This window comes from Mucilaginibacter sp. 22184 (assembly GCF_052045695.1).
Taxonomy (GTDB): domain Bacteria; phylum Bacteroidota; class Bacteroidia; order Sphingobacteriales; family Sphingobacteriaceae; genus Mucilaginibacter.
In genome coordinates this window covers 83,585-106,850 of record NZ_JBQEPI010000002.1, presented here as the reverse complement: position 1 = coordinate 106,850, position 23,266 = coordinate 83,585, and the positions used below count along the sequence as shown (strand labels likewise).

General features: G+C 42.0%; 21 protein-coding genes. 12 read left to right on the top strand and 9 right to left on the bottom strand.

Going from position 1 to position 23,266, the window contains the following annotated elements:
* Window positions 1-351 precede the first annotated feature (351 nt).
* Window positions 352-2,640: a GH92 family glycosyl hydrolase gene (locus ACTJKG_RS05740; protein ID WP_440738592.1), complete on the top strand. Its 2,289-nt coding sequence runs from the start codon at window positions 352-354 to the stop codon at window positions 2,638-2,640.
* A 207-nt stretch (window positions 2,641-2,847) separates the two neighbouring features.
* Here ACTJKG_RS05740 and ACTJKG_RS05735 read toward each other — a convergent pair whose 3' ends face one another.
* Entirely contained in the window at window positions 2,848-3,882 is a 1,035-nt protein-coding gene (locus ACTJKG_RS05735; protein ID WP_172333265.1) for a LacI family DNA-binding transcriptional regulator, read from the bottom strand.
* Window positions 3,883-4,155: 273 nt separating this feature from the next.
* Here ACTJKG_RS05735 and ACTJKG_RS05730 point away from each other — a divergent pair, with 273 nt between their 5' ends.
* Together ACTJKG_RS05730 and ACTJKG_RS05725 are read left to right on the top strand one after the other, a co-directional pair.
* Complete coding sequence (locus ACTJKG_RS05730) at window positions 4,156-5,037, top strand: inositol oxygenase family protein (RefSeq protein WP_440738591.1); 882 nt, start codon at window positions 4,156-4,158, stop codon at window positions 5,035-5,037.
* A 145-nt stretch (window positions 5,038-5,182) separates the two neighbouring features.
* Window positions 5,183-6,871 carry a sodium:solute symporter family transporter gene (locus ACTJKG_RS05725; protein ID WP_172333267.1) on the top strand — a complete coding sequence of 563 codons (1,689 nt, stop codon included), beginning with the start codon at window positions 5,183-5,185 and terminating at the stop codon, window positions 6,869-6,871.
* Between the two features lie 116 nt (window positions 6,872-6,987).
* Here ACTJKG_RS05725 and ACTJKG_RS05720 read toward each other — a convergent pair whose 3' ends face one another.
* From ACTJKG_RS05720 to ACTJKG_RS05700, 5 genes are read right to left on the bottom strand one after another with little or no spacing between them, the layout of a single operon-like run.
* Window positions 6,988-8,016 carry a hemin-degrading factor gene (locus tag ACTJKG_RS05720; protein ID WP_440738590.1) on the bottom strand — a complete coding sequence of 343 codons (1,029 nt, stop codon included), beginning with the start codon at window positions 8,014-8,016 and terminating at the stop codon, window positions 6,988-6,990.
* A 4-nt stretch (window positions 8,017-8,020) separates the two neighbouring features.
* Complete coding sequence (locus tag ACTJKG_RS05715) at window positions 8,021-8,830, bottom strand: heme ABC transporter ATP-binding protein (RefSeq protein WP_172333269.1); 810 nt, start codon at window positions 8,828-8,830, stop codon at window positions 8,021-8,023.
* 2 nt (window positions 8,831-8,832) lie between these two features.
* Window positions 8,833-9,876: a FecCD family ABC transporter permease gene (locus tag ACTJKG_RS05710; RefSeq protein WP_172333270.1), complete on the bottom strand. Its 1,044-nt coding sequence runs from the start codon at window positions 9,874-9,876 to the stop codon at window positions 8,833-8,835.
* A 30-nt stretch (window positions 9,877-9,906) separates the two neighbouring features.
* The gene (locus ACTJKG_RS05705) at window positions 9,907-10,740 is read right to left on the bottom strand and encodes a heme/hemin ABC transporter substrate-binding protein (protein WP_440738589.1); all 834 of its coding nucleotides are present in this window, start codon (window positions 10,738-10,740) and stop codon (window positions 9,907-9,909) included.
* 17 nt (window positions 10,741-10,757) lie between these two features.
* The gene (locus ACTJKG_RS05700; RefSeq protein ID WP_440738588.1) at window positions 10,758-11,309 is read right to left on the bottom strand and encodes an HmuY family protein; all 552 of its coding nucleotides are present in this window, start codon (window positions 11,307-11,309) and stop codon (window positions 10,758-10,760) included.
* Window positions 11,310-11,634: 325 nt separating this feature from the next.
* On the opposite strand from ACTJKG_RS05700, the gene ACTJKG_RS05695 reads away from it, so the two are divergent.
* From ACTJKG_RS05695 to ACTJKG_RS05665, 7 genes are all read left to right on the top strand, one after another.
* Window positions 11,635-13,983, top strand: a complete 2,349-nt coding sequence (locus tag ACTJKG_RS05695; protein ID WP_440738587.1) for a TonB-dependent receptor — start codon at window positions 11,635-11,637, stop codon at window positions 13,981-13,983.
* 12 nt (window positions 13,984-13,995) lie between these two features.
* Complete coding sequence (locus tag ACTJKG_RS05690; RefSeq protein ID WP_440738586.1) at window positions 13,996-14,661, top strand: HmuY family protein; 666 nt, start codon at window positions 13,996-13,998, stop codon at window positions 14,659-14,661.
* 30 nt (window positions 14,662-14,691) lie between these two features.
* Window positions 14,692-15,438 carry an HmuY family protein gene (locus ACTJKG_RS05685; protein ID WP_440738585.1) on the top strand — a complete coding sequence of 249 codons (747 nt, stop codon included), beginning with the start codon at window positions 14,692-14,694 and terminating at the stop codon, window positions 15,436-15,438.
* Between the two features lie 21 nt (window positions 15,439-15,459).
* Entirely contained in the window at window positions 15,460-16,416 is a 957-nt protein-coding gene (locus ACTJKG_RS05680; RefSeq protein WP_440738584.1) for a hypothetical protein, read from the top strand.
* An 81-nt stretch (window positions 16,417-16,497) separates the two neighbouring features.
* Window positions 16,498-17,127: a hypothetical protein gene (locus ACTJKG_RS05675; RefSeq protein ID WP_440738583.1), complete on the top strand. Its 630-nt coding sequence runs from the start codon at window positions 16,498-16,500 to the stop codon at window positions 17,125-17,127.
* A gap of 73 nt (window positions 17,128-17,200) precedes the next feature.
* Window positions 17,201-18,136 (top strand): hypothetical protein, encoded by a 936-nt coding sequence (locus ACTJKG_RS05670; protein ID WP_440738582.1) that lies wholly within the window; start codon window positions 17,201-17,203, stop codon window positions 18,134-18,136.
* A gap of 75 nt (window positions 18,137-18,211) precedes the next feature.
* On the top strand, window positions 18,212-19,198 hold the full coding sequence (locus ACTJKG_RS05665) for a helix-turn-helix transcriptional regulator (RefSeq protein ID WP_172333278.1): 987 nt from the start codon (window positions 18,212-18,214) through the stop codon (window positions 19,196-19,198).
* Window positions 19,199-19,234: 36 nt separating this feature from the next.
* Here the strand turns inward: ACTJKG_RS05665 and ACTJKG_RS05660 are convergent, their stop codons facing one another.
* From ACTJKG_RS05660 to ACTJKG_RS05650, 3 genes are all read right to left on the bottom strand, one after another.
* Window positions 19,235-19,387, bottom strand: a complete 153-nt coding sequence (locus ACTJKG_RS05660; protein WP_440738813.1) for a sigma factor-like helix-turn-helix DNA-binding protein — start codon at window positions 19,385-19,387, stop codon at window positions 19,235-19,237.
* Entirely contained in the window at window positions 19,375-19,629 is a 255-nt protein-coding gene (locus tag ACTJKG_RS05655) for a hypothetical protein (protein ID WP_440738581.1), read from the bottom strand. Before ACTJKG_RS05655 ends, ACTJKG_RS05660 begins: the two co-directional genes overlap by 13 nt.
* 195 nt (window positions 19,630-19,824) lie before the next feature.
* The gene (locus ACTJKG_RS05650; protein ID WP_440738580.1) at window positions 19,825-21,123 is read right to left on the bottom strand and encodes an alpha/beta hydrolase family protein; all 1,299 of its coding nucleotides are present in this window, start codon (window positions 21,121-21,123) and stop codon (window positions 19,825-19,827) included.
* A 455-nt stretch (window positions 21,124-21,578) separates the two neighbouring features.
* Between ACTJKG_RS05650 and ACTJKG_RS05645 the strand changes: the two genes are divergently transcribed.
* Window positions 21,579-22,307 carry a LytR/AlgR family response regulator transcription factor gene (locus tag ACTJKG_RS05645; protein ID WP_172333281.1) on the top strand — a complete coding sequence of 243 codons (729 nt, stop codon included), beginning with the start codon at window positions 21,579-21,581 and terminating at the stop codon, window positions 22,305-22,307.
* Between the two features lie 211 nt (window positions 22,308-22,518).
* The gene (gene aqpZ / locus ACTJKG_RS05640; RefSeq protein ID WP_172333282.1) at window positions 22,519-23,226 is read left to right on the top strand and encodes an aquaporin Z; all 708 of its coding nucleotides are present in this window, start codon (window positions 22,519-22,521) and stop codon (window positions 23,224-23,226) included.
* Window positions 23,227-23,266: the final 40 nt, after the last annotated feature.

Here is a 23,266-nt window from a genome sequence, read left to right as displayed (position 1 = left end):
ACGCTGCGCTCGCAATGACGCGTTTTTTATGAGCATTGAATACCAATTACCCGCCACTTTTTAAAGTTTTCAAAACCACCAAAAAAACAGGTTGAAATTTGTTAAATGGGAATTTTTTTAATCGGTTTCAAGCTCTTTTCACGCTGTTTTCGCCTGAAAAAATATTAAAATTCAAGGTTTAAAAAGTTTTTGAAGAGGGGCATGCAATAAAACATGATCATCATCAAACAAAAGATCAGGAAAACGATTAAGTAAATATTTCGAGAATTTTTAAGCAATGTGATCTTAAAAATGAGAGATTTGTTTTCGGTCTGTGATCAGATCATTCACCAATTATACTTTCTGCTAACTATGCAATTAAAACGTAGCATTTACCTGTTAGGCTTACTAGTTTTTGTTTACGCGGATAACTTCGCCCAAACCACAACCCCTAAAAAGCAACTGGATGAGGTTGATTATGTTGATCCTATAATAGGGACTTCTTTAAAAGGTTTCGCCAGGGATTTCGAGGCGGGCAATGGTGGTGGCGGTACTATGCCCTGTGTAAACGTACCATTTGCCATGACCAATTTTGTGGCTCAAAGCCGCGAAAACAAAATGAGCTACATGGTTTACCACTATGAGGATAGCAAGGTTATCGGGTTCACGGCAACTCATCAGCCCACCGTTTGGATGGGCGATTACGGCTATGTTTCGGTGATGCCGCAAGTAGGTAAATTGCGTGTTTTGCCGAAAGAACGGGCGCTTACCTATAGCCATACCGAGGAAGTTGCCAAACCGTATTACTATTCGGTAAAGCTAAAGGCGACCGGCACAGACAAGATCAAAGCCGAAATAGCGGGTGCCAATACCTCTGGCATGTTCCGGTTCACCTTCCCCAAGGCCGATCAGGCGCATATCATTATACAAGGTATCAACCTGAACCCCGAGCTTAAAGATTGGGCCAATGACTATACCGTGCGACTGAAAAAGCTGAAGGGTTACGTACATGTAGATACCGTAAATAACGAAATAACAGGCTATAACCCCGACAGGCAATCGGCCCAGTTAGGTCCTGAGCTGAAGAATTTTAAAGGGTATTTTGTGATCAAATTCAACAAGCAGATCAAAAAATACGGCACCTGGGATAAACAGGTGATCAACAAAGGCAGTCATGAGCAGTACGGTACCCGCATGGGCGCATTCATATCCTTCCGTACTAAGGCCAACGATGAGGTAAGAGTTGTAGTAGCCACCTCATTTATCAGTATTGATCAGGCACGCGAAAACCTTAAAAAAGAGATCCCTGATTGGGACTTTGACCGGGTAGTGAAAAACACGCGCGACCAATGGCAGCAGGCTTTAAAAGTAATACAACTAAGCGGGGTAAGCAAAGATCAGCGGACGATTTTCTATACCGCATTATTTCATACCATGCTGTTTCCGAGGCAGTTTTCGGAGTATGGTAAATATTACAGCGCCTTTGATGATAAAGTGCATCATGGTATATCCTATAACGATTATTCCTTGTGGGATACCTTCAGAGCGCTGCACCCGCTGCTAACGCTTACCCAACCGCAACGGGTAGACGGCATAGTGCAATCGCTGCTACAGATGTACCAGGAGGGAGGTTGGATGCCGATGTGGCCAAATCCAACCTATACCAATATTATGATTGGTACCCACGGTGATGCTGTTGTGGCCGATGCTTATGTAAAAGGTTTCCGAGGATTTGATACCAAACTGGCTTATGAAGCCCTCCACAAAGACTCATACGATGCCCCCGATGGTGATACCCATAAACGCTGGGGCGATCGTGACCTGTGGACGAGCTTTGAAGCCCGCGGCGGCCTCACCAATTATCATAAATTGGGATATGTACCGGTGGATAAGACAAGGGAATCAGTTTCACGTACCATTGAGTATTCTATCGATGATTATGCCGTGGCCCAGGTGGCTAAAGGTTTGGGTAAAGATGACGACTATAAACAGCTGATGACCTGGAGCAAAAACTACGAGAATGTGTACAATAAAGCAACGGGCTTTATGGCCCCGCGTAACTCCGACGGGCATTTTTCGGTCAAGCCTGACTCGGGCTTTACCGAAGGTACCAAGTGGACCTATACCTTCGGCGCTATGCATGATATACCGGGGATGATCAAAATGATGGGTGGCGAAAAGGCTTTTGCCAATAAGCTGAGCCAGAATTTCAGCGGTGGGCATTATCGTGCCGATAACGAGCCCGGGCACCATTACCTGTACCTGTTTAATTACTGTGGTATGCCCTGGAGAACACAGGAACTGGTACGCGAGCACACCTCATCACAAAACTTCAGGAATGCGGCTATCGGTATCAACGGAAATGACGACTGCGGACAGACATCAGCCTGGTATATTTTCAACGTGATGGGCTTTTACCCGGTAGCACCCGCATCGGGAGTTTACAGTATTGGCGCGCCGCAATTCCCGTATATGGTTTTGAATCTGCAGCACAATAAAAAGCTGATCATCAAGGCTACGGGGCTTTCGGCTAAAAATAAATATGTAAAAGAAGTAAGCTTCAACGGTACGCCAATAAAGGATTATACCATTTCGCACAAACAGATCATCGAGGGCGGTACACTGGCCTTTACCATGACCGATAAACCGCAAAAACTATAAAATAGCATATGTTGGATTGAACTCAAATTTCCTTAAAAAGTGGGTTTACACTATTTTGGGTGTATTTTTATTTAACTAATTGATAATCAAATAGTTAAATTGATTTTTGTCCTGAAAAGTGTAAACCCATGTAAACCCACTTTTAATCAAATTACGCCTGTTGAATGTGCTTACTTAACGTGTGTTTGCTGCGGGCAGTATTTGTGGTTAGTCGCCCGCCCGCGTAGAATCCCTGACCACTAGTTTAGATGGCAACGTGATATTTTCCTTTTCCAGCTGTATAGGCTTGCCTGCCAGATGACCAAACAGAAGCTCGGCTGCTTTGCGGCCCATATCGTATGCCGGTTGTAAAACCGTGGTAAGCGGCGGGTTCAATATGGCCGCAGTGATCTGGTTGGTAAAACAAACCACTTTGATATCGTTAGGGATGTTTAGCTTCAGTTCCTCACAGGCCAGGTAGGTGGTTGTGGCCAGATGTTCAACCGTAGCGATGATGCCATCGGGTTTTATTTTGTCGATGTGCTCTTTTAAAAAGGCAATGTTTTCCTGGTTATATTTATTGGAGCAGCTGATGATATTTTGCTCTTTGTGTTTCACCTGATGTTCGGTCAGTGCCTTTTTGTAACCACCTTCACGAGCCTGTAAAATAGAGGGATAGCCCTCAATGGTAACCAGCGAAATGTTTTTGCAACCCTGTTCAAGCAGGTGCTTGGTGGCCATATAGGCGCTGTTAAAATCGTCGGTTTTGATCTTGGCGGTAGGGATATCCTCACAAACCCGGTCAAAAAATACAATAGGCACACCGGCCTGCTGCAATTCCTGTATATGACGGATCTCCTTGGTATTGCTGGCAACCGACATGATCACCCCATCTACGCGACCACTGCTCAGGTCGGCAAACATTTGTGCTTCGCGCTCATAGCTGTCGTGGGTTAAATAGATGAGTGCGTGGTATTTTTCCTGCCCTACAATGCTCTCGATACCGTTAATAGCCTGGCTAAAAAAGCTGTCGGCAATTTCGGGAATAATAATGGCAATGGTATTGCTTGACCGTTTCCGGAGACTGCTGGCGTAAGGGTTAGGTACATAGTGCAGTAGTTTCGCGGTTTCTATAACCCTTTGTTTGGTTTCTTCGCCAATGTCATGACTATCCCGCAAGGCCTTTGATATAGTTGCAATAGACACATTTAACACTTTTGCCAGTGTTTTCATGTTTACTTTGTTGCTTTTTGCTTCGGCCATAGGGGTACAGATTTTTTCCGGATTTTAACTAACTGTTAAGCGATTTTTATCGCTAAACTAAAAAAAAGTTTAGCAAGGTAATAAAAATAGCGTTTAAAATATGTAGGCATAAGATAGCTGTCATTTGTACGGTTTAAGTAAACGTTTAAGCAAATAAATACGCCATTTTTGATAAATCTGATTTTAAAAATGGACAAATTTGTATAACACAGCTATAAAAACCAGCTATAAAGGATTGTTTACCAATTATATTTCCTTTTAAATTATAACATCATGAGCAAGATAATCGAAACACCGCAGCAAGGTCCGTTGAATTCTATTGAAGAGTGGGAAGATGATATATTAGCCCGTTACCCCGATGCTAATTCCATAGCTGCCGGCAGGGATACACAAGCATATCGTGACTACGAAGCTACTACAAAAGATAGTGTAAGGGAGTTTTATCGTTTACAGCACATCAACCAAACCTATGATTTTGTATTGCAAAAAAAACAGCAATACTTGTCGTTTGACAAACAGGAAATGACCGTTTGGGAAGCCTTTGATTTTTTAAATCAACTGGTTGACGATTCAGACCCGGATACCGACCTGGATCAGTTACAGCATTTATTGCAAACATCAGAAGCTATCCGTGCCGATGGCCGACCTGATTGGATGGTACTCACCGGCTTATTCCATGACCTGGGTAAGGTTTTGTGCCTGTTTGGCGAACCGCAATGGGCCGTAGTGGGTGATAGCTACCCGGTAGGCTGCGCTTTTTCTGACAAGATCGTTTACTCAGAGTATTTTGACCTGAACCCCGATCATCACGATCCGCGTTACAATACCAAATATGGTGTTTATGAGCCCAATTGCGGTTTAGAGAACGTACACATGACCTGGGGACATGATGAGTATATTTATCACATCATGAAGCCTTACTTGCCCGAGCAGGCTTTGTACATGCTGCGTTACCACTCGTTTTACCCACAGCACCGGGAAAATGCCTACAGCCATTTAATGACCCCACATGATCACCAGTTATTTAAATCTGTTGATCTGTTTAATCCATATGATCTTTACTCCAAGAGTCCGGTTCCACCGGATTGGAAAAAATTGCGCCCGTACTATGAAGATCTGGTTGCCAAATATTTACCGGCAACACTGAAATTCTAACAGGGTTTCCTACAAATACCCCATTAGCATAACCGCTGGTGACATTATATCACCGGCGGTTATGTCAATTCATTTTATTTCATAGATTTGAAAAATTGAACCGGCCAAAAAATACCGGCCTAAATATCCTATTGCAAAAAAACTCATGCTGAAACACATTTCTACGGCCGATCTGTTGGTCTTTTTCTTCTATTTTGTCATAGTTGCCAGTTACGGGTACTACATTTATAATCGTCGTAAAAAAGAAACCAATAATAGCTCACATAGCTTTTTCCTGGCCGAAGGATCGCTCACCTGGTGGGCTATTGGTGCCTCTATCATTGCCTCCAATATTTCGGCAGAGCAGTTTATAGGCATGAGCGGTGATGGTTTTTTTGCCGGGATAGCCGTAGCCGTATATGAATGGGTGGGTGCAGCGGCCCTGATCATTGTAGCGGTGTTTTTTATGCCGGTGTATATCAAAAACAAGATATTTACCATGCCGCAGTTTTTGCAGGACAGGTATAATGGCGGTGTAGCGCTGGTGATGTCGATATTCTGGCTGCTTTTATATGTTTTTATCAACCTCACAGCTATATTATACCTGGGCGCGTTGGCCATTAATGGTTTGCTTGGTGGTGAGTATTTTCACCAGGTTATGATTGGTTTGGCCATATTTGGGGTTATCATTGCGCTGGGTGGCATGCAGGTGGTAGGTTATACCGATGTTATACAGGTAGGGGTGCTTATAGTGGGTGGTTTGGCTATCACTTATCTATCCTTAACCATCGTGAGCGAAAAATTTGGCTTTGGCACCAACGTGCTTACCGGCTTTAACCTGTTATTGAAAAACGCGCCCGATCATTTTCACCTGATATTCAAAAAGCCATCTGCAGGCGCTTCAACAGAAACTATCACCAAGTACCTGATCTTACCCGGTTTTGCCATGTATATTTCGGGGCAGTGGATCAGCAATTTAAATTACTGGGGATGTAACCAATACATCACTCAAAGAGCCCTGGGTGCCAATATTACTACCGCGCGTACAGGTATCTTATTTGCCAGTTTATTGAAAATATTGATGCCGGTAATTGTGATGCTGCCAGGTATTGTGGCCTTTGTACTATATAAAAATGGTCATTTGCCGCAGTTAGCCGGGGGTAAGGATGGAGCTTATTCTGCCATGTTATCCTTTTTGCCGTCGGGTTTAAAAGGTTTATCCCTGGCCGTTTTAACGGCTGCTATAGTGGCATCACTGGCTGGTAAGGTAAACAGTATAGCTACCATCTTCACGCTGGATATCTATAAAAAATACATCAAGAAAGACGCCAGCGAACGCCGCATGGTGTGGACAGGCAGAGCGGCCATCTTAATGAGTTTGCTTATAGCCGTTATGTTTACCTGGAACGACGTTTTGGGCATCAGCGGTGAGGGCGGATATACCTTTGTTCAGAAATACTCGGCCTTTGTAAGTCCCGGAGTATTAGCTACTTTTCTGCTGGGTATGTTTTGGAAAAGAACCACTGCTATGGCGGCTATTGTCGGGATATTGGTAGGTATTACTTCTTCTATATTTTTTAACAGTTTTGCAGTTGAGTGGTTTGGACCTGAAACGATATTTTACTCCGCATTTCACAACGCAAAAGGCGTTTATGAGATCCCATTCTTTATTTCACTGAGTTGGTCGTTCCTGATCACTTGTTTGGTGATGATCGTCATCAGCTTAAAAGGACATGTGGTTAATGCTAAAGCTATTGTTATCGAAAGATCGATGTTTAAGCTAAAGCCATCATCTGTTATGCTGATAGCGGTGATATTGATATTGTTATCAGCTATTTATATCAGGTTCTGGTAGATTTTAGTTCATGGAGTTATAGTCCATAGATAATAGTTCATGGTTCATGGTTTTTTGCATGTAGATTAACACAGGGTGTTTTTCCATGATCTATGAACCATGAACCATGATCTATTTTAGCCTTTGCTTGTATTATTTACCAGGTCTCTCCATTCAGTCAGCTCAGGAATACCAGGTTTGCGTTTGCCAAACATTTGCAGTATCATTTCGCCATCGGCATCATATAATTCAATAGAATTTACATCGCCGTCTGTTGATGGTTTGATCACATGCCATGCTTCGGCTATCATATCTTCGCGCAGGTGCAGGTTAAATTCCGGGTCAAGAACATTGAACCATGGCCCCATAGGCACCAGCTTGGTAATGTTACCACTATGGATCTGGATACAACCTTTATTACCTACAAATATCATTACAGGTATTTGCTGTGTGGAGCATGTTTCGGCAATGGTTTTAAATGCTTGCAGATCAACTTTTTTAGTGTATCTGGCAGGGGCAAGGCGTAATGCCTGTGTTCGGCTCAGTTTGAATTTTCTCAACAGTCCAAAAAACTCATGGCTATCATTCATCCCCTTCCACGCATCCTGAAAAGCGGTGGTTTCGATAGCAGCATCAGGCAGTTCTGTTATTGTTGAGTTTTGCGCCGGGCTCACTACGATCTCCGGATTTTCTGTATCCTGAAATTGCTGTACCAAGTCATCGTAAGCAGCTTTATTGCTGGTATCGGTTAGATATATTTTGTGTATGGCGGTACCCTGCCGATCAAAAAACTGCAGACTTTCGCGCCTATTTTCCTTTACTGAAAACCCGAAATGCCATTGCTGCATAAATAAACGAAGGTCAATGTCTTCGCCCAATACCAGACCTGCATGCGGGGTAAAGGATATATTTTCATATACACCCTTACGCTCGCTCACGCAATATTCGTTGCGGGTAAGAGCCATCACGTAACCCAGGCTGTTTACCTGTTTAAGGATCGTTTCAAAATCTTTTTTCAGCAGAGTTACGGTTTCACCAAGTCCGGTGGCCAATAATTCTGCTTCGCTTACCTGTAGGTCGGCGGCGATATCCCTGATGCGCTTTTTAGGGTTGGCCAGTTTATATTCTTCGTATTTTGTTTTTAATGTGCTGGTTGTTGTTTCCATAGGGTTAGTGTGTTAAAGGTGTTTTACTTTGTTCAAATACTATTTCGTGCGGCATGATGATCTGTTTCAGGGTTGATGGATTGGTAAATACATCGGCCTTAATTTCAAATATTTCATAAACCGATTTAGGGTTCAATACTTCGGCGGGGGTACCATCATACCACTTGCGGCCGCGTTTCATCATGATAATGCGGTCGGCATATTGTGAGGCCAGGTTCATATCGTGAAGGACGCTTACCACGATGAATTTCTTTTGCGCCATCGATCTTAAAATGGCCAGTGTTTGTTGCTGATATAAGATATCCATACCGGCCACGGGTTCATCCATCAGTAGTAGCGCATTCGGCTGTTCCCAAACCTGGGCAAGCGAACGGGCAAGTTGAACCCGTTGCTGCTCACCACCGGATAAGGTAGGGTATTGCCGATCGGCAAATGCCTGTACACCAGTGGCCTCCATGGCGGTTTGTACGATATGGAAATCTTTGGCCGCCGGGCTATGTTGAAAATGCGGATAACGCCCCATCATCACAATCTCTTTAACCAGAAAAGGCAGGCTCACCACATTTTGCTGGGTTAATACTGTTCGCTGATGGGCAAGTTCAAGTTGTGTGTAGCTATTCAGAAGCCGGCCATGAAGGGATACCGAACCGCTTTCGGGCTGATCGGTACCGGCCAGCATTTTTAGTAAGGTTGATTTGCCCGCGCCGTTGGCACCCAGTATGGCTACCATTTCGCCAGGTTTTATGCTGAAGGATATGTCCTTGAGTAATTTAGCTTGCCCAACACTGTAGGTTATATTGTTTATGGTCAGCATATTTACGCGAAGCTTAGTTTACGTTTGTCCCTGATGAGGATATACAGAAATACCGGTGCGCCAATTAAGGCGGTGATCACCCCGATGGGTAGTTCAATAGGTGCTATCAGGGTTCTGGATATAATATCGGCTACAATAAGGGTCAGCGCCCCAAGCAGGGCCGATGCCGGTATAACGTGTTTATTATCAACACCCAGTACCAGCCGTACAATGTGCGGTACCAGTAAGCCCATGAAATTGATGATGCCGGTAAGTGATACCGCCGCTCCGATGGCCATAGTGGATAGCAGAATAACCCTGCGCTTGGTTTTATTGACATCAAGACCCAGGTGACCGGCCTGCATCTCGCCCAGGGCAAAAGCATTCAGGGCCTTGCCCGATGCCGGTAACAAAAGAACAGGGATCAATACAAAAGGCGCAAGGCAGGTTACAGTTTGCCAGGTAGCACCGCCCAGACTGCCCAGCATCCAAAAGGTAATATTGCGTAACTGCTGTTCACTGGATAAATAGGTGATGAGACCCGTAAGTGCCCCGGCAAGCGCATTGATAGCAATGCCTGCCAACAGCATGGTAGCTACATTGGGTTTGCCGTTGTGTTTTGATATCTGGTAAATGAGCAGTGCCGTAATACCCGCGCCCACAAACGCGCCAAAAGCTAAAAGATAATAACCAAAGATATTACTCAGACCGGTTAATAAAGCCCCTTCTAACCCGATAATGGCTACAGCCATCAATGTACCTCCCGCAGATATGCCGATGAGGCCGGGTTCGGCCAGTGGGTTCCGGAAGATGCCCTGAATGGCTGCACCAGATATGCCAAGCGCAGCACCAACTAAAATAGCCAGTAACAGCCTGGGGAACCTTACAATAAAGATAATAACGTTATGCTGTTCATTCACCTGAGCCATGTGGTAAATGCCCAGCTTGTGCAGCATCAACTGAAATACTTCTCCGGCAGGAATAGGCACGGCGCCTAATCCAACCGAAAAAATGCCCGCAATTAAAATACAGATAGATAGAATAATATATATGAGTCCTTTGCGCATGTTATTTCGTCCTGATTCTTGACTCTACAGTTAAATTTTGCTGTGCAATTGTAAAATGGCCTGATCAAGCCTGGTGCTGAAATTTATCAGTAGATCGGCATCCATTTGTATAATACGTTTGTTTTTACCGGCATTGGTTTGCGCCATGCCCGGGATCTTCAGGATACTATCCATGCCACCAAGACTGCTAAAGCCAAAATCAAACATGAGGATCACATCCGGATTGGCTTCAACTAAAGCTTCGGTGGTGTAGGGCTTAAAATCGTTAAAAGAGCTTACCGCATTTTTACCACCGGCAAGACCAATGATAGCATCAATATGTGTGTTTTTACCGGCTACCATCATTACCCCCGGGCCTCGGGCATAAATAAACAGTACTTTGGCGTTTTTAGGCTGTTGTTTTACCAAGGCAAGAGCTTTAGCTACCTTATCTTTGGTTTGCTTGATCAATATATCGCCTTTGGCTGTAGCATTTACTGCCGCGGCAACATCCTTAATAAATTGATAGGTGCCATCTAAGGTGAAAATCTGTTTTATACGCACCAGTTTAATACCCGCGGCATTAATTTGAGATTCAATTTCTTTTGATACCGAACCATCTGGTGCCAACACCACATCCGGACTAAAGGATATTAAGCCCTCAGCGGATACAGAGCGGTTTTTGCTCACCTTGGGAAGCGTATTGACATAAGCAGGGTAGGTGCTCGTAACATCAACAGCAACAATGCTTTTACCCAAACCTAATGCGTCCAAGGTTTCGGTTAAAGCACCATTTAGGGTAACGATACGCTTAGGTTGTGCCTGCGCTTTGGAATGTAATGTAAGCCCGGCTATGAATAGCAGGAGATAAAAATATCTTTTCATGTGTTTGTGCTATATAATTAATTCTCCGGCTCGATAAAGGCGTATTTGAACGTGTAATAGCCCGGGTCACCATCGCCATTTTTGTAATAGTTCAGAATCTCAACCTTAACATATTTACCTGAACTGGTGTGCACAATAATAATACGACCGGGTATAGGAGTGATGCTATGATTGGTCATATCATAAGTGTACCAGCCATTATTACTGCCCCATGGAATTGCTTTTGTTTTCTGGCTGTCTTCCAGGTAACCGTTTGCTGGAGCCTTAAGGATCTTATCAAAAGAAGCATCTTTTAACAATTGAGCGGTTGTATTTCCTTTGCCGCTGATGCCGCTGTTAACCAGTATTACAGTACGGGCAAAAACAAGGTCCCAGTCTTTGCCTGTCGTATCTGCACCTTCAACCTTTTGGCCTTTGTCAAAATTGAAATAGATTTTTTGCTTAACCGCATCCAGGTCATTTACCATTTTGAATGTTCTGGTGCTGGTTTGTGCCATGATATGGCTGCCATATAATAGTATGGTTAAAGTCAGGACAAAAACGTTCCTGTAGCATTTGTTCTTTTTCATAACACAAATGAACCTCTTATTTATAATTATTCCAAATAAGGCGATGTTTATTTATGAAATCCGGCTCTTTGTGATTCGGGCCTATATCTGGTAGTATAAGTCAATGATATTTCATTAAATAATTGATTGTTAATTTATTAATTGTATGAGAAGTAGTATTTGTTTAATTATTTAGGTCTACAATATGGCATCCAGATAGGATAATTACCGAAATAATAGTCCCAAAGTCGTAAAAAATAATCCGAATTCCGGTAACAAAGTATCAAATAAACTAAGCATTTTTGTCTTGTTCTTATTTAGACTGATTAAAAATAAGAAAAATTAAATGAAATACTTTTTACCACTACTCGTCATGCTCCTGTACATTAATCATATTCAAGCTCAATCATCATCGGCTCAAATACAGGGTACGGTTACTGATGATAAGGGCAATGCGGTTGCAGGAGCGGCGGTTACTATTATACAAACAGGGCAAGGTGGTGCCACTACAGAAAAAGGGAAATATACTATAAGCAATATCACCGCTGGAGTTTATCATATCAGGGTAAATGCTATCGGATACCGATCCATGGTGGTTAAGGCCATATTGAAGACAAATGAGCATCTGGTTTTACCAATCAGCGTAGAATCGGATATGAATATGTTGAATGAGGTAAACATCAACACTAAAAAATATAATCCCGATAACCTTATTGATCTGCAGCGTACGCCAATGCCATCTATGGTGATCACACGCAAGCAAATTGAGCAAATGGGCAGCCGACGTTTAGATGAGGTGCTGAAAGAGCAAACCGGCCTTGCCATTGTAAATGATATTGGCTCTGGCGCAAGAGCCATTGGTTTGCAGATGCAGGGCTTTGATAGCGGTTATACCATGATATTGATAGACGGCCAACCCATGACGGGCCGTAACTCGGGTAATTTTGATCTGTCGCGCATTACAGTGGCCAATATCGAAAGGATAGAGATCATCAAAGGAGCTTCTTCATGTTTATTTGGGAGCGATGCGATGGCTGGCGTAGTTAATATAGTAACACGTCAGCACGTATCGCAAAGCCAGGGAATGGCAGGTGTACGGTACGGAACCTTCAATACCGTTGATGCCAATCTGGAAGGCGAAAGTCCCTTTGCCAATGGTAAAGGCTCGGGATATATAGCTGGAAATTATTATCGAACTGACGGCTTTAATGCCAATCCTTATCTATCAGAGGGAAAAACCGTACCACCATATACCAGCTATACCATACAAGGGCGTGCAAAATATATGTTGAGTACGGTTAACACCCTCAATTTTACCGGCAGGTTTGCATCACGCCATTCTGTAAATGATAAATCATATACCGGTAGTCCAACAACAGATAAACTGGATGAGGACGATCTGAACGGATCGGCAGTATTGAATACCAACTTAAGCAGCGGCTTGCGTATTAAATCGCAGTATTATCTTACCCGCTATGCTACCGGGCAAAACATTATTGATCTTACCTCAAACCAGGTAATCCCGGGCAATAATTTTACGCAGTATCTGCACCGCGGTGAAGTACAGGCATCTAAAATGTGGTTTAATTCCTTAACTGTTACCAGCGGTATAGGCACGCAGTATGAAACCATGGATAATGACGCTTTCCCGGGCGGCAAGCATCAGCAAAATTCCTTCTTGTACAGCCAGGGCGACTGGAAAGTAAGCAATAAAGTGGGCGTAATAGGCGGATTCAGGCTGGAGCACCATAGCCGTTATGGCAGCAGTCTTACACCAAGTTTTGGCATCAATTATCAGCCCTTAAAAATGCTGGTTTTAAAAGCAGCCATAGCTACAGGATTTAAAACACCGGACTTCAGGCAGCTATATTTAGTATTTACCAATTTTGCTGGTGGCGGTTATACCGTATTGGGCACCGAGCAATTTGCGGCAGAACTAAAAAAATTGCGGGATGCCGGCGAAATATCAGCTGTTTTTCCTAATGCTTCTAAAGTAAGCGCCTTAAAACCCGAGCGCTCGGTATCATATAGTGCTGGTTTTACATTTACACCTGTTGCCGCGTTCAAGATCGATGTGAACGGCTTTTATAACAACGTTCATAATTTCATCAATACCGATCAGGTGGCTTCCAAAAAAGGGGGGCAGCAGGTATTCACCTATTTTAATATTGATAAGGCATTCCTCTCTGGTCTGGATGTAGGTATGAGCTGGTTGGCCGCCAAGGGCTTAACCATTGCGGCAGGATACCAATTGCTCTATGCCAAAGACCGTAGCGTTATTGATTCCATCAAAGCAGGTACAGATAATTACGCTACGGTTTATAACCCTAATACGAGTGAAGAGCGCCGCTCAAAAGTTTCTGATTATTTCGGGTTAACCAACCGCTCGCGCCATATGGCCAATATCAGGTTTAGCTATGAATATGAGCCTAAAGGTATCACTGGCACGTTCCGGGTAAACTATCGTGGTAAGTATGGCTTTCAGGAATCAAACCGACCAAATGGCTTTTTAGATCCCTATGATACTTATGTGGCGAGCTTTTTCCTTTTCAACGCATCGGTTCAAAAAACACTGCTCAACAAGCACATGGCCATACAGCTTACGGCCGATAACCTATTCAACTACCGGGATATGCTGATGCCCGGGCAACCTGGCCGTATGATACTGGCCGGATTAAACTACCGGTTCTTTTAACAGATAAGATATATGAAAATGACCAAATACAATTACTTGAAAACACTACTCATTACGGTTGCCTCGACCTTATTGATCAGTTCATGTACTAAGGAACAAGTAAAACCTCAGCTACAGGATGGCAAAAGCACTGTAGTAAATGATTTGCCCGGCGATGTTGGCAGCACGATCAGCAGCGGTTTCAAAACTTTTTATTTCAGTTTTACTACCAATGCTAAAATTGATAGCGGTCAGAAGAAAAGTTCGCAATGGGATATTTCTTTCGCACGGGAGTACAACTCCTATGTAGGTATAAATAACGGTACTAACGATGCCAGTTTAGGTTTTGGCGGAACAGGAAAAGGCAGCATGGTAGTGGTAAATAAAGCCTATGACCAGGTTACTGAAGCCCCATCTGATAATGTATTTACCTCCGCGGCAATAACTTCTGCAGGTTGGGATAGTGGTAATGGCAGCGGTTGGTATTTCTATGACCTGAAAACCCACCTGGCAGTGCCAGTTAAGAACCGTACTTATGTTTTACGTACTGCGGATGGTAAATATGCCAAACTTGAAATGGTGAGCATGTATAAAGGGGCGCCAGCTGTAGTAACCGATTTGAACTGGCCGGCACCTTATTTCACCTTCAGGTATTTTGTACAGCAGGACGGAAGCCGCAATCTATCAACCAAAGACTAATTGAATAATTACACCAACATACATATTATCATGCGATCAATCACCCATAATCTCACTAAATGGCTTGGCGTGCTTACCATTGCCGGTATGCTTTTTAGTTCCTGTTCAAAAAGTAACAACCCTGAACCTGACCCAAAAACCGATACGCCAGCTGCATCTGGGTCTGTACCTTTTTATAAACTGCAAAGAGTTGAAAATTTTTCGGCCCCTACGGATGACAGCGCTCCCACAACAGCGCCTCCTGTTCTTTATTTCAGTCTTGAAAATAAAGCGCAAGCACCTGCCGACTATCAAAAAACGGCCCGCTGGGATCTATCTTTTTCCAATTTGTATAACAGTTTTATTGGTGCCAATAATGGTAAAGATGCAACAAACCCGGGCTATACAGCCAATGGAGTAGGTGGTATACTCATCTTAAAACAAGCATTTGAAACGGTTACTGATGTTCCGGCTGATAAGGATTTTTCAACCTCCAAAACTTTTGGTACAGATGACCAGGGAGCTTTTGGCGAGGGAACCGGCTGGTATCTGTATGATTTTGGCGGAAACATCAGGGGCGATGGCAGCTATAATAAACAGCATGTGGCTTATGCGATGCCTGAGTCGCGCACATTGGTAGTGCGTACCGCAACGGGTAATTATGCCAAGATCAAAATGATCAGCTGTTATAAAGACGTGTTTACTGCTGATAAATGGTTTCGCGATACACCGCACATGTATTTCACATTTGAGTATGTGATCGTCCCGAAAGGCAGCACCAAGTTTGAAATTAAATAATAGTTACACCTGCATATCCCGATGAAATTAAAACTAATACCCTTTTTAATAGCTATTTTGATAACAACCGTTTTCGCTTCATGCAAAAAAACTGTTGAACCGCTCGCGCAGCCCCAAAACAAGATCAGGGAGTATAAGGTAGTTAACCTTACAGATACGGTTATTTACGGCGCTATTGATCAAATTGATAAATCTATCACGGTGTATGTGCCGTTTTACCTTAACCTCACGGTTATTGATCCTGCTATATCAGTATCGCAAGGAGCAAGTATTGTAGGAAAAGTTGAACCGATACCTATTAGCGCACAAGACGTTAAATATACGGTTAAGGCAGCCGATGGCAGCACCAATGTATATACACTTAAAATAGTACAGCAAAATACACCATCATTAACAGTTGACTGGAGTGCTAACGCTACCCTGGAAGTGTCGCCTTTATTACAACTGCCCCCGATTATTGGTGATTTTCAAAGCAGGAACGGCTCTTTGGTGCAGGTTCAAATGACCAATCAAAAAAGCAATAAGGTGGTTACGTTCCCTACGGGGTCTGCTTTTTCCCTTAGCCCTTCAGATAACCTGTATGTATTAAACGGGGTAATATTACCCGCTGATATTGACACCGGATCATACAAGGTTAAGGTTACTTATCTTGGGCATACGCCCGAAATAACACGCCCTATTCATGTTTTTTTTCAACAGCCCAATCTGCTGATACCATCACGTGAAGTAAAGCAGGGAGGCACAATCAGTTTTACCTCATTTAATACTGTATTTGTTGGTTTTAAAGCGGCTTCGGTAACGGTTAATGGTAAAACTTATGATCTGCCTATACAAAGCTACACTTATACCAACATGACGTTAAAGATACCTGATGATTTTCCGGTAGGGGTTTATTATTACACGGCCCAATACAGTTTTCAATTTGATGGCTGGGATGCGGTCAAAAAAATCGGGGCGTTAACGGTAACGGCCAAATAACACATGGTTATCCCACCTGCGTACGAAGGTGATTAACATATATTAATTCAATTCATTTATTAAAATTCAATCTTATTCATCATGAAAAACAATTTTCTAGGCGTTTTAAAATCTGGCGTAGCTGTTGTTGCTATCGCGGTTCTGGCAGTTTCCTGCTCTAAAGACAAAGGCGTTGCCCCTGCAAACAATGATGCTTCGGCAAATTCAAAATTATCTGTTAACGCGGTGCCAACCAGCAATACTTATACAGTAACCGGCACTTATGCCAACCCGGCACAAGGCCCGGCCGGTTATGGTACTATTTATGTAGATCTGGCTACTGGTGCTCAAAGCACAAGCAGTTTTACCGCTGCCGACGTGCTTTTTACAAGTACCAATAACTCGGTTATACAAACCATTTCAGGCTCTACTTTAAAGTATTTGTATGCTCCAACTAAAACATTTGCCTCATTGAAAATTTCTGATTTTGCTGGCATTACCGCAGTCGCAAGCATCGGCAGAAACACTTCAACCGATCCAAATGCTCCTAATGGCTGGTACAACTATGTTCAGCCAGGTGGTGTAACAGCTATCGCTAACTTTTACATCCTGGTTACTCCTGCGTCTGGCAGCCCATATGCCCTACAAGTTACCGGAGCTACCGGTGATGGTACAGCTACCAGCAACAGAGGTGTATACACTATTAAAACCGGTGTAATTAATAACAACTAATTAAATATCGGGGCAAGCCGGTTATCCGGCTTGCCTCTTTACAATTTACCCTAATAAAATAAATATTCGAATAATGATCTACTTTAAATCAGGAAGACTATGTTTCTTGCTATCGTTACTTGCGGCTGTTTTTGTTATATCCTCCTGTAAAAAGGAGTACCTTAAATATCCTTATAACGATATTGAGCGTTTTACCATAAAAGATGCAAATGGTACAGAAATAAAAGCAAGTATTGAAGGATCAGATATTATAGTTTATTATCCTCCTTTTATGGCTGTCCCTGATTTTATCAATCCGCAGATCACTGTTTCTGAAAGGGCGGTTATTGAGCCGGCCTCTGGTGCGCAGGTTGCCTTTAAAACGGGGGTGACTTTTAAAGTAAAGGCACAGGACGGTAGCGTTAAAACCTACACGCTTAAACCTGCAATAAATCAGCCCAATCCTGCTTTTGAGGTTGGGGATTCACGTTTAGGAGATGTGCTTGTTTTATTCGGCGAATACATGGTGCCCGATGCCAGTCGTACAAAATTATATATTGTTGATAAAAACAATAAAGAGACCCAATTGCCGGGTTCTTCCTTTACGGAATTTACGGCATCACGGCTCATAGCTAATATTCCGATATCAATTGATACCGGTTCATACCGGGTTAAGCTTAAAACAGGTAGCCTGATTCAGTTAAAAGGGCCAATCCATATAGCCCCACCTGATTTATCATTGGTGGTGCCTGCAACAATTACTACGGTTAAACGTGGTGGAACCCTTTCCATTACAAGTGATAATGGTTCATTAAAATATTACAAGCAAATATTTGTCAGGGCGACTATGTCCATTGATATTTTCACCGAAAAACCGGTAAATATAGTTAGCATAACCAACGACGAAATAAAATTACAAGTACCGATTGATTTACCATTGATCAAGATCGAAAACATTTATCTGTATGATAAAAATGATACGCTATATGGTATAGACAGATCTGGCAATGGAATACAAGTAACAGAATAACACAAACACCTACATATATCTATGAAAACATAGCCTGCATCTTTTGGGATGCGGGCTATAAAGTTAAAGTACCATATGCATATCAAATCAAAAATAGAAGGTTTTGAAGACTGGCTTTTTATAGAAGAACTGCCTGACAACTATAACGTGCAAACGCCATTGGCCGAAAAAAGCATGACCATTAAGCGCCCGCCGGTTAAGCAGTTCTCAAATCATATGATCAGCTCGGGTGGTTTGTTTCTAATGAATGTGCAGATGCAGTTTAATGAGCCTGCCAGTATCCTTTTTGAGATAGAAGGTGAAACTGTAACCTCGCAGTTTATATTTTATGAGCAAAAGCAAGCTTTGGACGATAAACAGCGCACCAAAAAAATGCGGGGAGGAGCAAGGCATAATATTCGTTATATCCCCTCATTGTCGGGCAGATATGAGTTGTTGCCCGATGTGGTGTACAATTACTTCCTGGTAGTGCTGTCGAAAGAATATTATTTTCATTTGATCAACCAAGATTCTTTGCTGCATGCTGATTTTGTACAGGAAATTAAGAATGGAAAATTCACTTCTATATCCGCCCAGGATTTGCTGGTATCGCACGAAATGAGACAAACCATCAATGATATCGTAGAATGCAAAAGAGCCGGTGAACTGAAACGGTTGCATACCGAATCGAAAATATTGGAACTGCTGATGCTTCAGATGGAACAATTGCAGAACGATCAGCATGATGAAGTGCGCAAGTATTCCAACCTTGAGCAGGAAAAGATAGAGCAGGCCCGTGATATTTTGGACCAGGATTTTGCCAACCCGCCCGTATTGCCGGTTTTATCGCGTATGGTATCCCTCAATGAGTTTAAATTGAAGCGTGGTTTTAAGGCATACTTTGGTACAACTATTTATGGCTACGTAACCAGGTTAAAAATGGAGCGTGCCCGGCACTTGCTTGTTGATCAGAAAATGACCATCAGGGAAGTGACCTACGAGGTTGGTTTTAAGCACCAGTCTCATCTGTCCGAAGCTTTTAAAAAGTATTTTGGGATATTGCCTAGTGAGATCAGAAGCTAAAAACTCAGTGTACTCTGCTCAAAAGCAGGGCAATGATCACCGCGATGAAACCGTTGATAGTTTTGTATAAGAAACACGAAGGTTTCTTAACGCCTGGGTTATCTGGTTTTCAACCGTACGTTTAGAAATGTTGAGTTTACCCGCTATCTCGTCATTACTTAAATTTTGTACCCGGCTTAACCAGAATATCTCCTGGCAACGGCGGGGTAATCTTTTAATAGCTGCGCCAGTTCTGTCTCAAATGATTCGTAACCCAGTTTGCTGTCGGCGGTGTTGTATACCACCATTTCTTCCGTTTCTGCAAACTGCTCCATGTATTCCACACAATTAATTCGTGCAGCTTTCAGATGTTTAAATACGTGGTAACGGGCGGTTACATGTATATAGTTTTGAAAGTTGTTTATTTTAAGGTGTTTAACACACTCTACCATTTATAGCCAGTTAAACTTTCATAAAGTATTTGGTAAGCATGATTTGACCATTTTGGGTGGTGTGCAGCAGGAAGTAGATAATCAGAGTTATGAGTAACATACCTGTCGAGAAGATGAATTTATAAAGAAACATGTTGCTGCGCCATATTGCCGAGCCTATAGTTATCTGCTGCAGTTTTAGCTTTGGTTTCGCTGTTATTTGTTTATAAATTCAAATATTGAATTGAAAAATTCCTGAGGTTGTTTTTGCCATTGCCAATAAGTATATGGCCAATTCCAATCTGTACCATTCAGCTCTCCCTTTGTTATCATGTCGTGCCCGCAATTTTTTACGATAACAATTTTATAATCCACGCCTGCATTTTTCAGGTAGGTTTCCATTTTAATTTTGTTTTCGGCTGGGGGCACTAATACATCTTTTTCCCCAAGAATACTTAACACAGGACATTTTATGTTATTTAAAGCTTCTTTAGGGTCATACCTATTTTTTCTCCACCACAATATGTCGTCCCCTATTTGTGATTGAGGTATATCAAGATTATCTATCCATTTTTTATCTTTTATTTTCGAGGCATAAGCTTTAAGCGCTTCCCAATCTTTTGTATGATTACTCTGAATATATTTGAAAAAAAGTCCCGAATAATGAAGTGCAGAATCAATAGAATGTTTTGAATAACCTTCATCAGTCAACGTATATTGAACACGATTAACATCTTGCTCATAAAGAGAAACAGCGGGACCTACTATTAAAATTGCGAAGCCACAGTTTGAGACTTTGTTGGCTGCAAGCGGTGTAATCCATCCTCCCTGGCTTGCGCCAATAAAGCCTATTTTGGTATAATTCAAATCTTTTCTTTCTTTTATATAATTGAACGCGGAAACAGCATCGTCTGCCAGAACATTGAAATCTGCTGATGAAAAATTACCTGTTGATTTACCTGTCCCACGTTTATCATAAAGTAAAACTCCTATACCCTTGCTTGCCAGACTATAAGCTAATGAATGATACCAAGGTGTGTTCCTGTCTTCCCATCCGGATCGATGTACTAAAATCACATAAGGAATAGGTTTCTCTGATTTTTTGGGTTTAAACAAAACTCCTGCAAGGGAAACATCTGCATTAGAAAATTTAATCTCCTCTTCTGAAAAGCTCTTTTTTTTCGCCGCCGTTTTTTTCAGGTGAATCCGGATTTTAGGATTCATATCCTTGCTTATACCTGTTAAATCTCCTGTTTTAGAGTCTAAAAAACAGGAGAAATCGCCATAGAATATTTTTAAATTCAAAGTGTCCTTTCTCAAAGCTATTTTTTCTGTAGTCACATCCCAATAACCAATTTCAGGAATGTCGTAAGTTGTTTTATCTATAGCAAAATCAAAGGAGATTAATTGAACAGATCCATCTCTTGTCAGGGCACCTTCGTAATGTCCTTGTGGTGTTTGGCTGTGCGCGATTTGTGCTATTACAATCAAAATAGCTGTATACATGGTTTTCATTATTGTAAGGTTTATATGTTTGTACGTGTTACTTATTTATATGCTTCCAATAATAATTTGAGGCATAGGCAAATTGCAGCAACAAATAAATATTTCATCTTTTTGGCTTCTTTTAAATGTATTTTAACATACAAACGTTGCAAGAGTGTCAAAATAAACTTTACTCTTCGTCATCACAGTTTCTAATAGGATGGTCTGATTTAACTATTTATCACAATTAGCTAAAAGCGATATTCCAGGTTTAGCGTTTAATTCGAGTTATGTATTTTTAGAGGAAACCTTATATTGATTGATAATGCGCCATTATTTAAGGGCGCATTATTTTTTACCAATTGGGGAATAATATACACGCTTTTAAAACTATTCCTATTGGTTGTATGATGTGTCATGTAGGTCATTGGAGATAGCTTTTGGGTGGTCTGAATTTTGTCTTGATCAGCTATACTCTGAAACCTATGTTGATTGATTGCATGATTGTGGATGACGATGAGATGGCTGTTTTTCATCTTCGTAGTCTTATTGACAATACCCCGTTTTTAAACCTGTTATCGTTTTATACCGACCCTAACGAGGGCCTGTTAGCCATAGAAAACCAAAACCCAAGACTGGTTTTTCTGGATATCAATATGCCTGGCCTCAACGGCATTGAACTCGCCCGTATTATTAATGAGCGTATGGGCACCGATGCGCCACGTATTATTTTTACCACAGGTTTTGATCGTTTTGCGATAGAAGGGTACAAAGTAAATGCTTTTGATTATCTGCTTAAGCCAATTGAATATGAGGTGTTTCTGAAAACAATGTATAAAGCTAAAGCAGATCTGGAAGGTAATACGCAATTGCAAATCACAGATTATACAGAGCATGATTTTATTTTTTTACGGGTTGAGTATGAATTAGTAAAGGTTTATTTAAAGCATATACTTTACATTGAAGGATTCAAAGATTATGTAAAAGTTTATGTAACCAATACCGATGGTTATATAAAATCACTCACTACCATGAAAAATCTGGAAGAAAAATTAAAGAGTGGCGCATTTATGAGGGTGCATCGTTCTTTCATCGTTTCGCTGGATAAGATCGATAGTGTTACCCGGAGTACCATCCGATTTGGAAAAATATTGATACCTGTTAGCGAACAGTACCGGGAACCGTTTAAAAAGTTTATCGATAAGTGGTTTTAAGCTTTATCTTCTGGTTTTGAACTTTTGTCGAAAGGATAATAGTATCTGTCGAAACTATTTAACATTCGATTGAAAACTTATTTTATTTGATGCGGATTTGCAATATAACAATGCGTAGCTTTATATAACTATGCACAGGTTATGTATAACTAAACCCATGTTGCAGTTTAGTTATTATTTACCTAATCCTTTAACCTAATTTATAATTCAGATGGAGACAAGCACTTTTTCAAAATTTTCGGCCGAGTTTTTCGGTACACTGGTATTGGTTTTGATGGGCTGTGGCAGCGCGGTGATTGCCGGCGCCAATGGCACAAGTGGTGTTGGTTTGTTGGGTATCTCTTTTGCTTTTGGCTTATCGGTTGTAGCAATGGCTTATGCTATTGGTCACATATCTGGTTGCCACATTAATCCGGCCATTTCTATAGGTATGGTTGTTGCCGGCCGTATGAAAGCAAGTGAAGCGGTTATTTACATTATTGCCCAGGTATTGGGGGCTATTGCCGGCGCTGGTATCTTATTGCTCATAGCATCGGGGAAGGATGGGTATAGCGTAGCCGCTAATGGTTTAGGACAAAATGGATTTGATGCCTTTTCACCGGGGCATTACAATTTATTATCTGGCTTTATTGCCGAAACTGTTTTTACCTTCATCTTCCTGCTGGTAATTTTTGGTTCAACATCTACAAAAAATATACATGGTGGTTTCGCGGGTCTGTCAATAGGTTTAAGCCTGGTGCTTATCCATATCGTAGGTATCATGGTTACCGGTGTATCTGTAAATCCGGCACGTAGCATTGGCCCGGCATTGCTGGTTGGCGGGGCGGCTATCAGCCAGTTATGGTTATTTATTGTGGCTCCCATATTGGGTGCTATATTAAGTGCCGCGGCATGGCGTATCCTGTTGGAAAGAAAATAAAATTCAAATGCATAACCAGGTCGGCATGGCTATTCCTGTT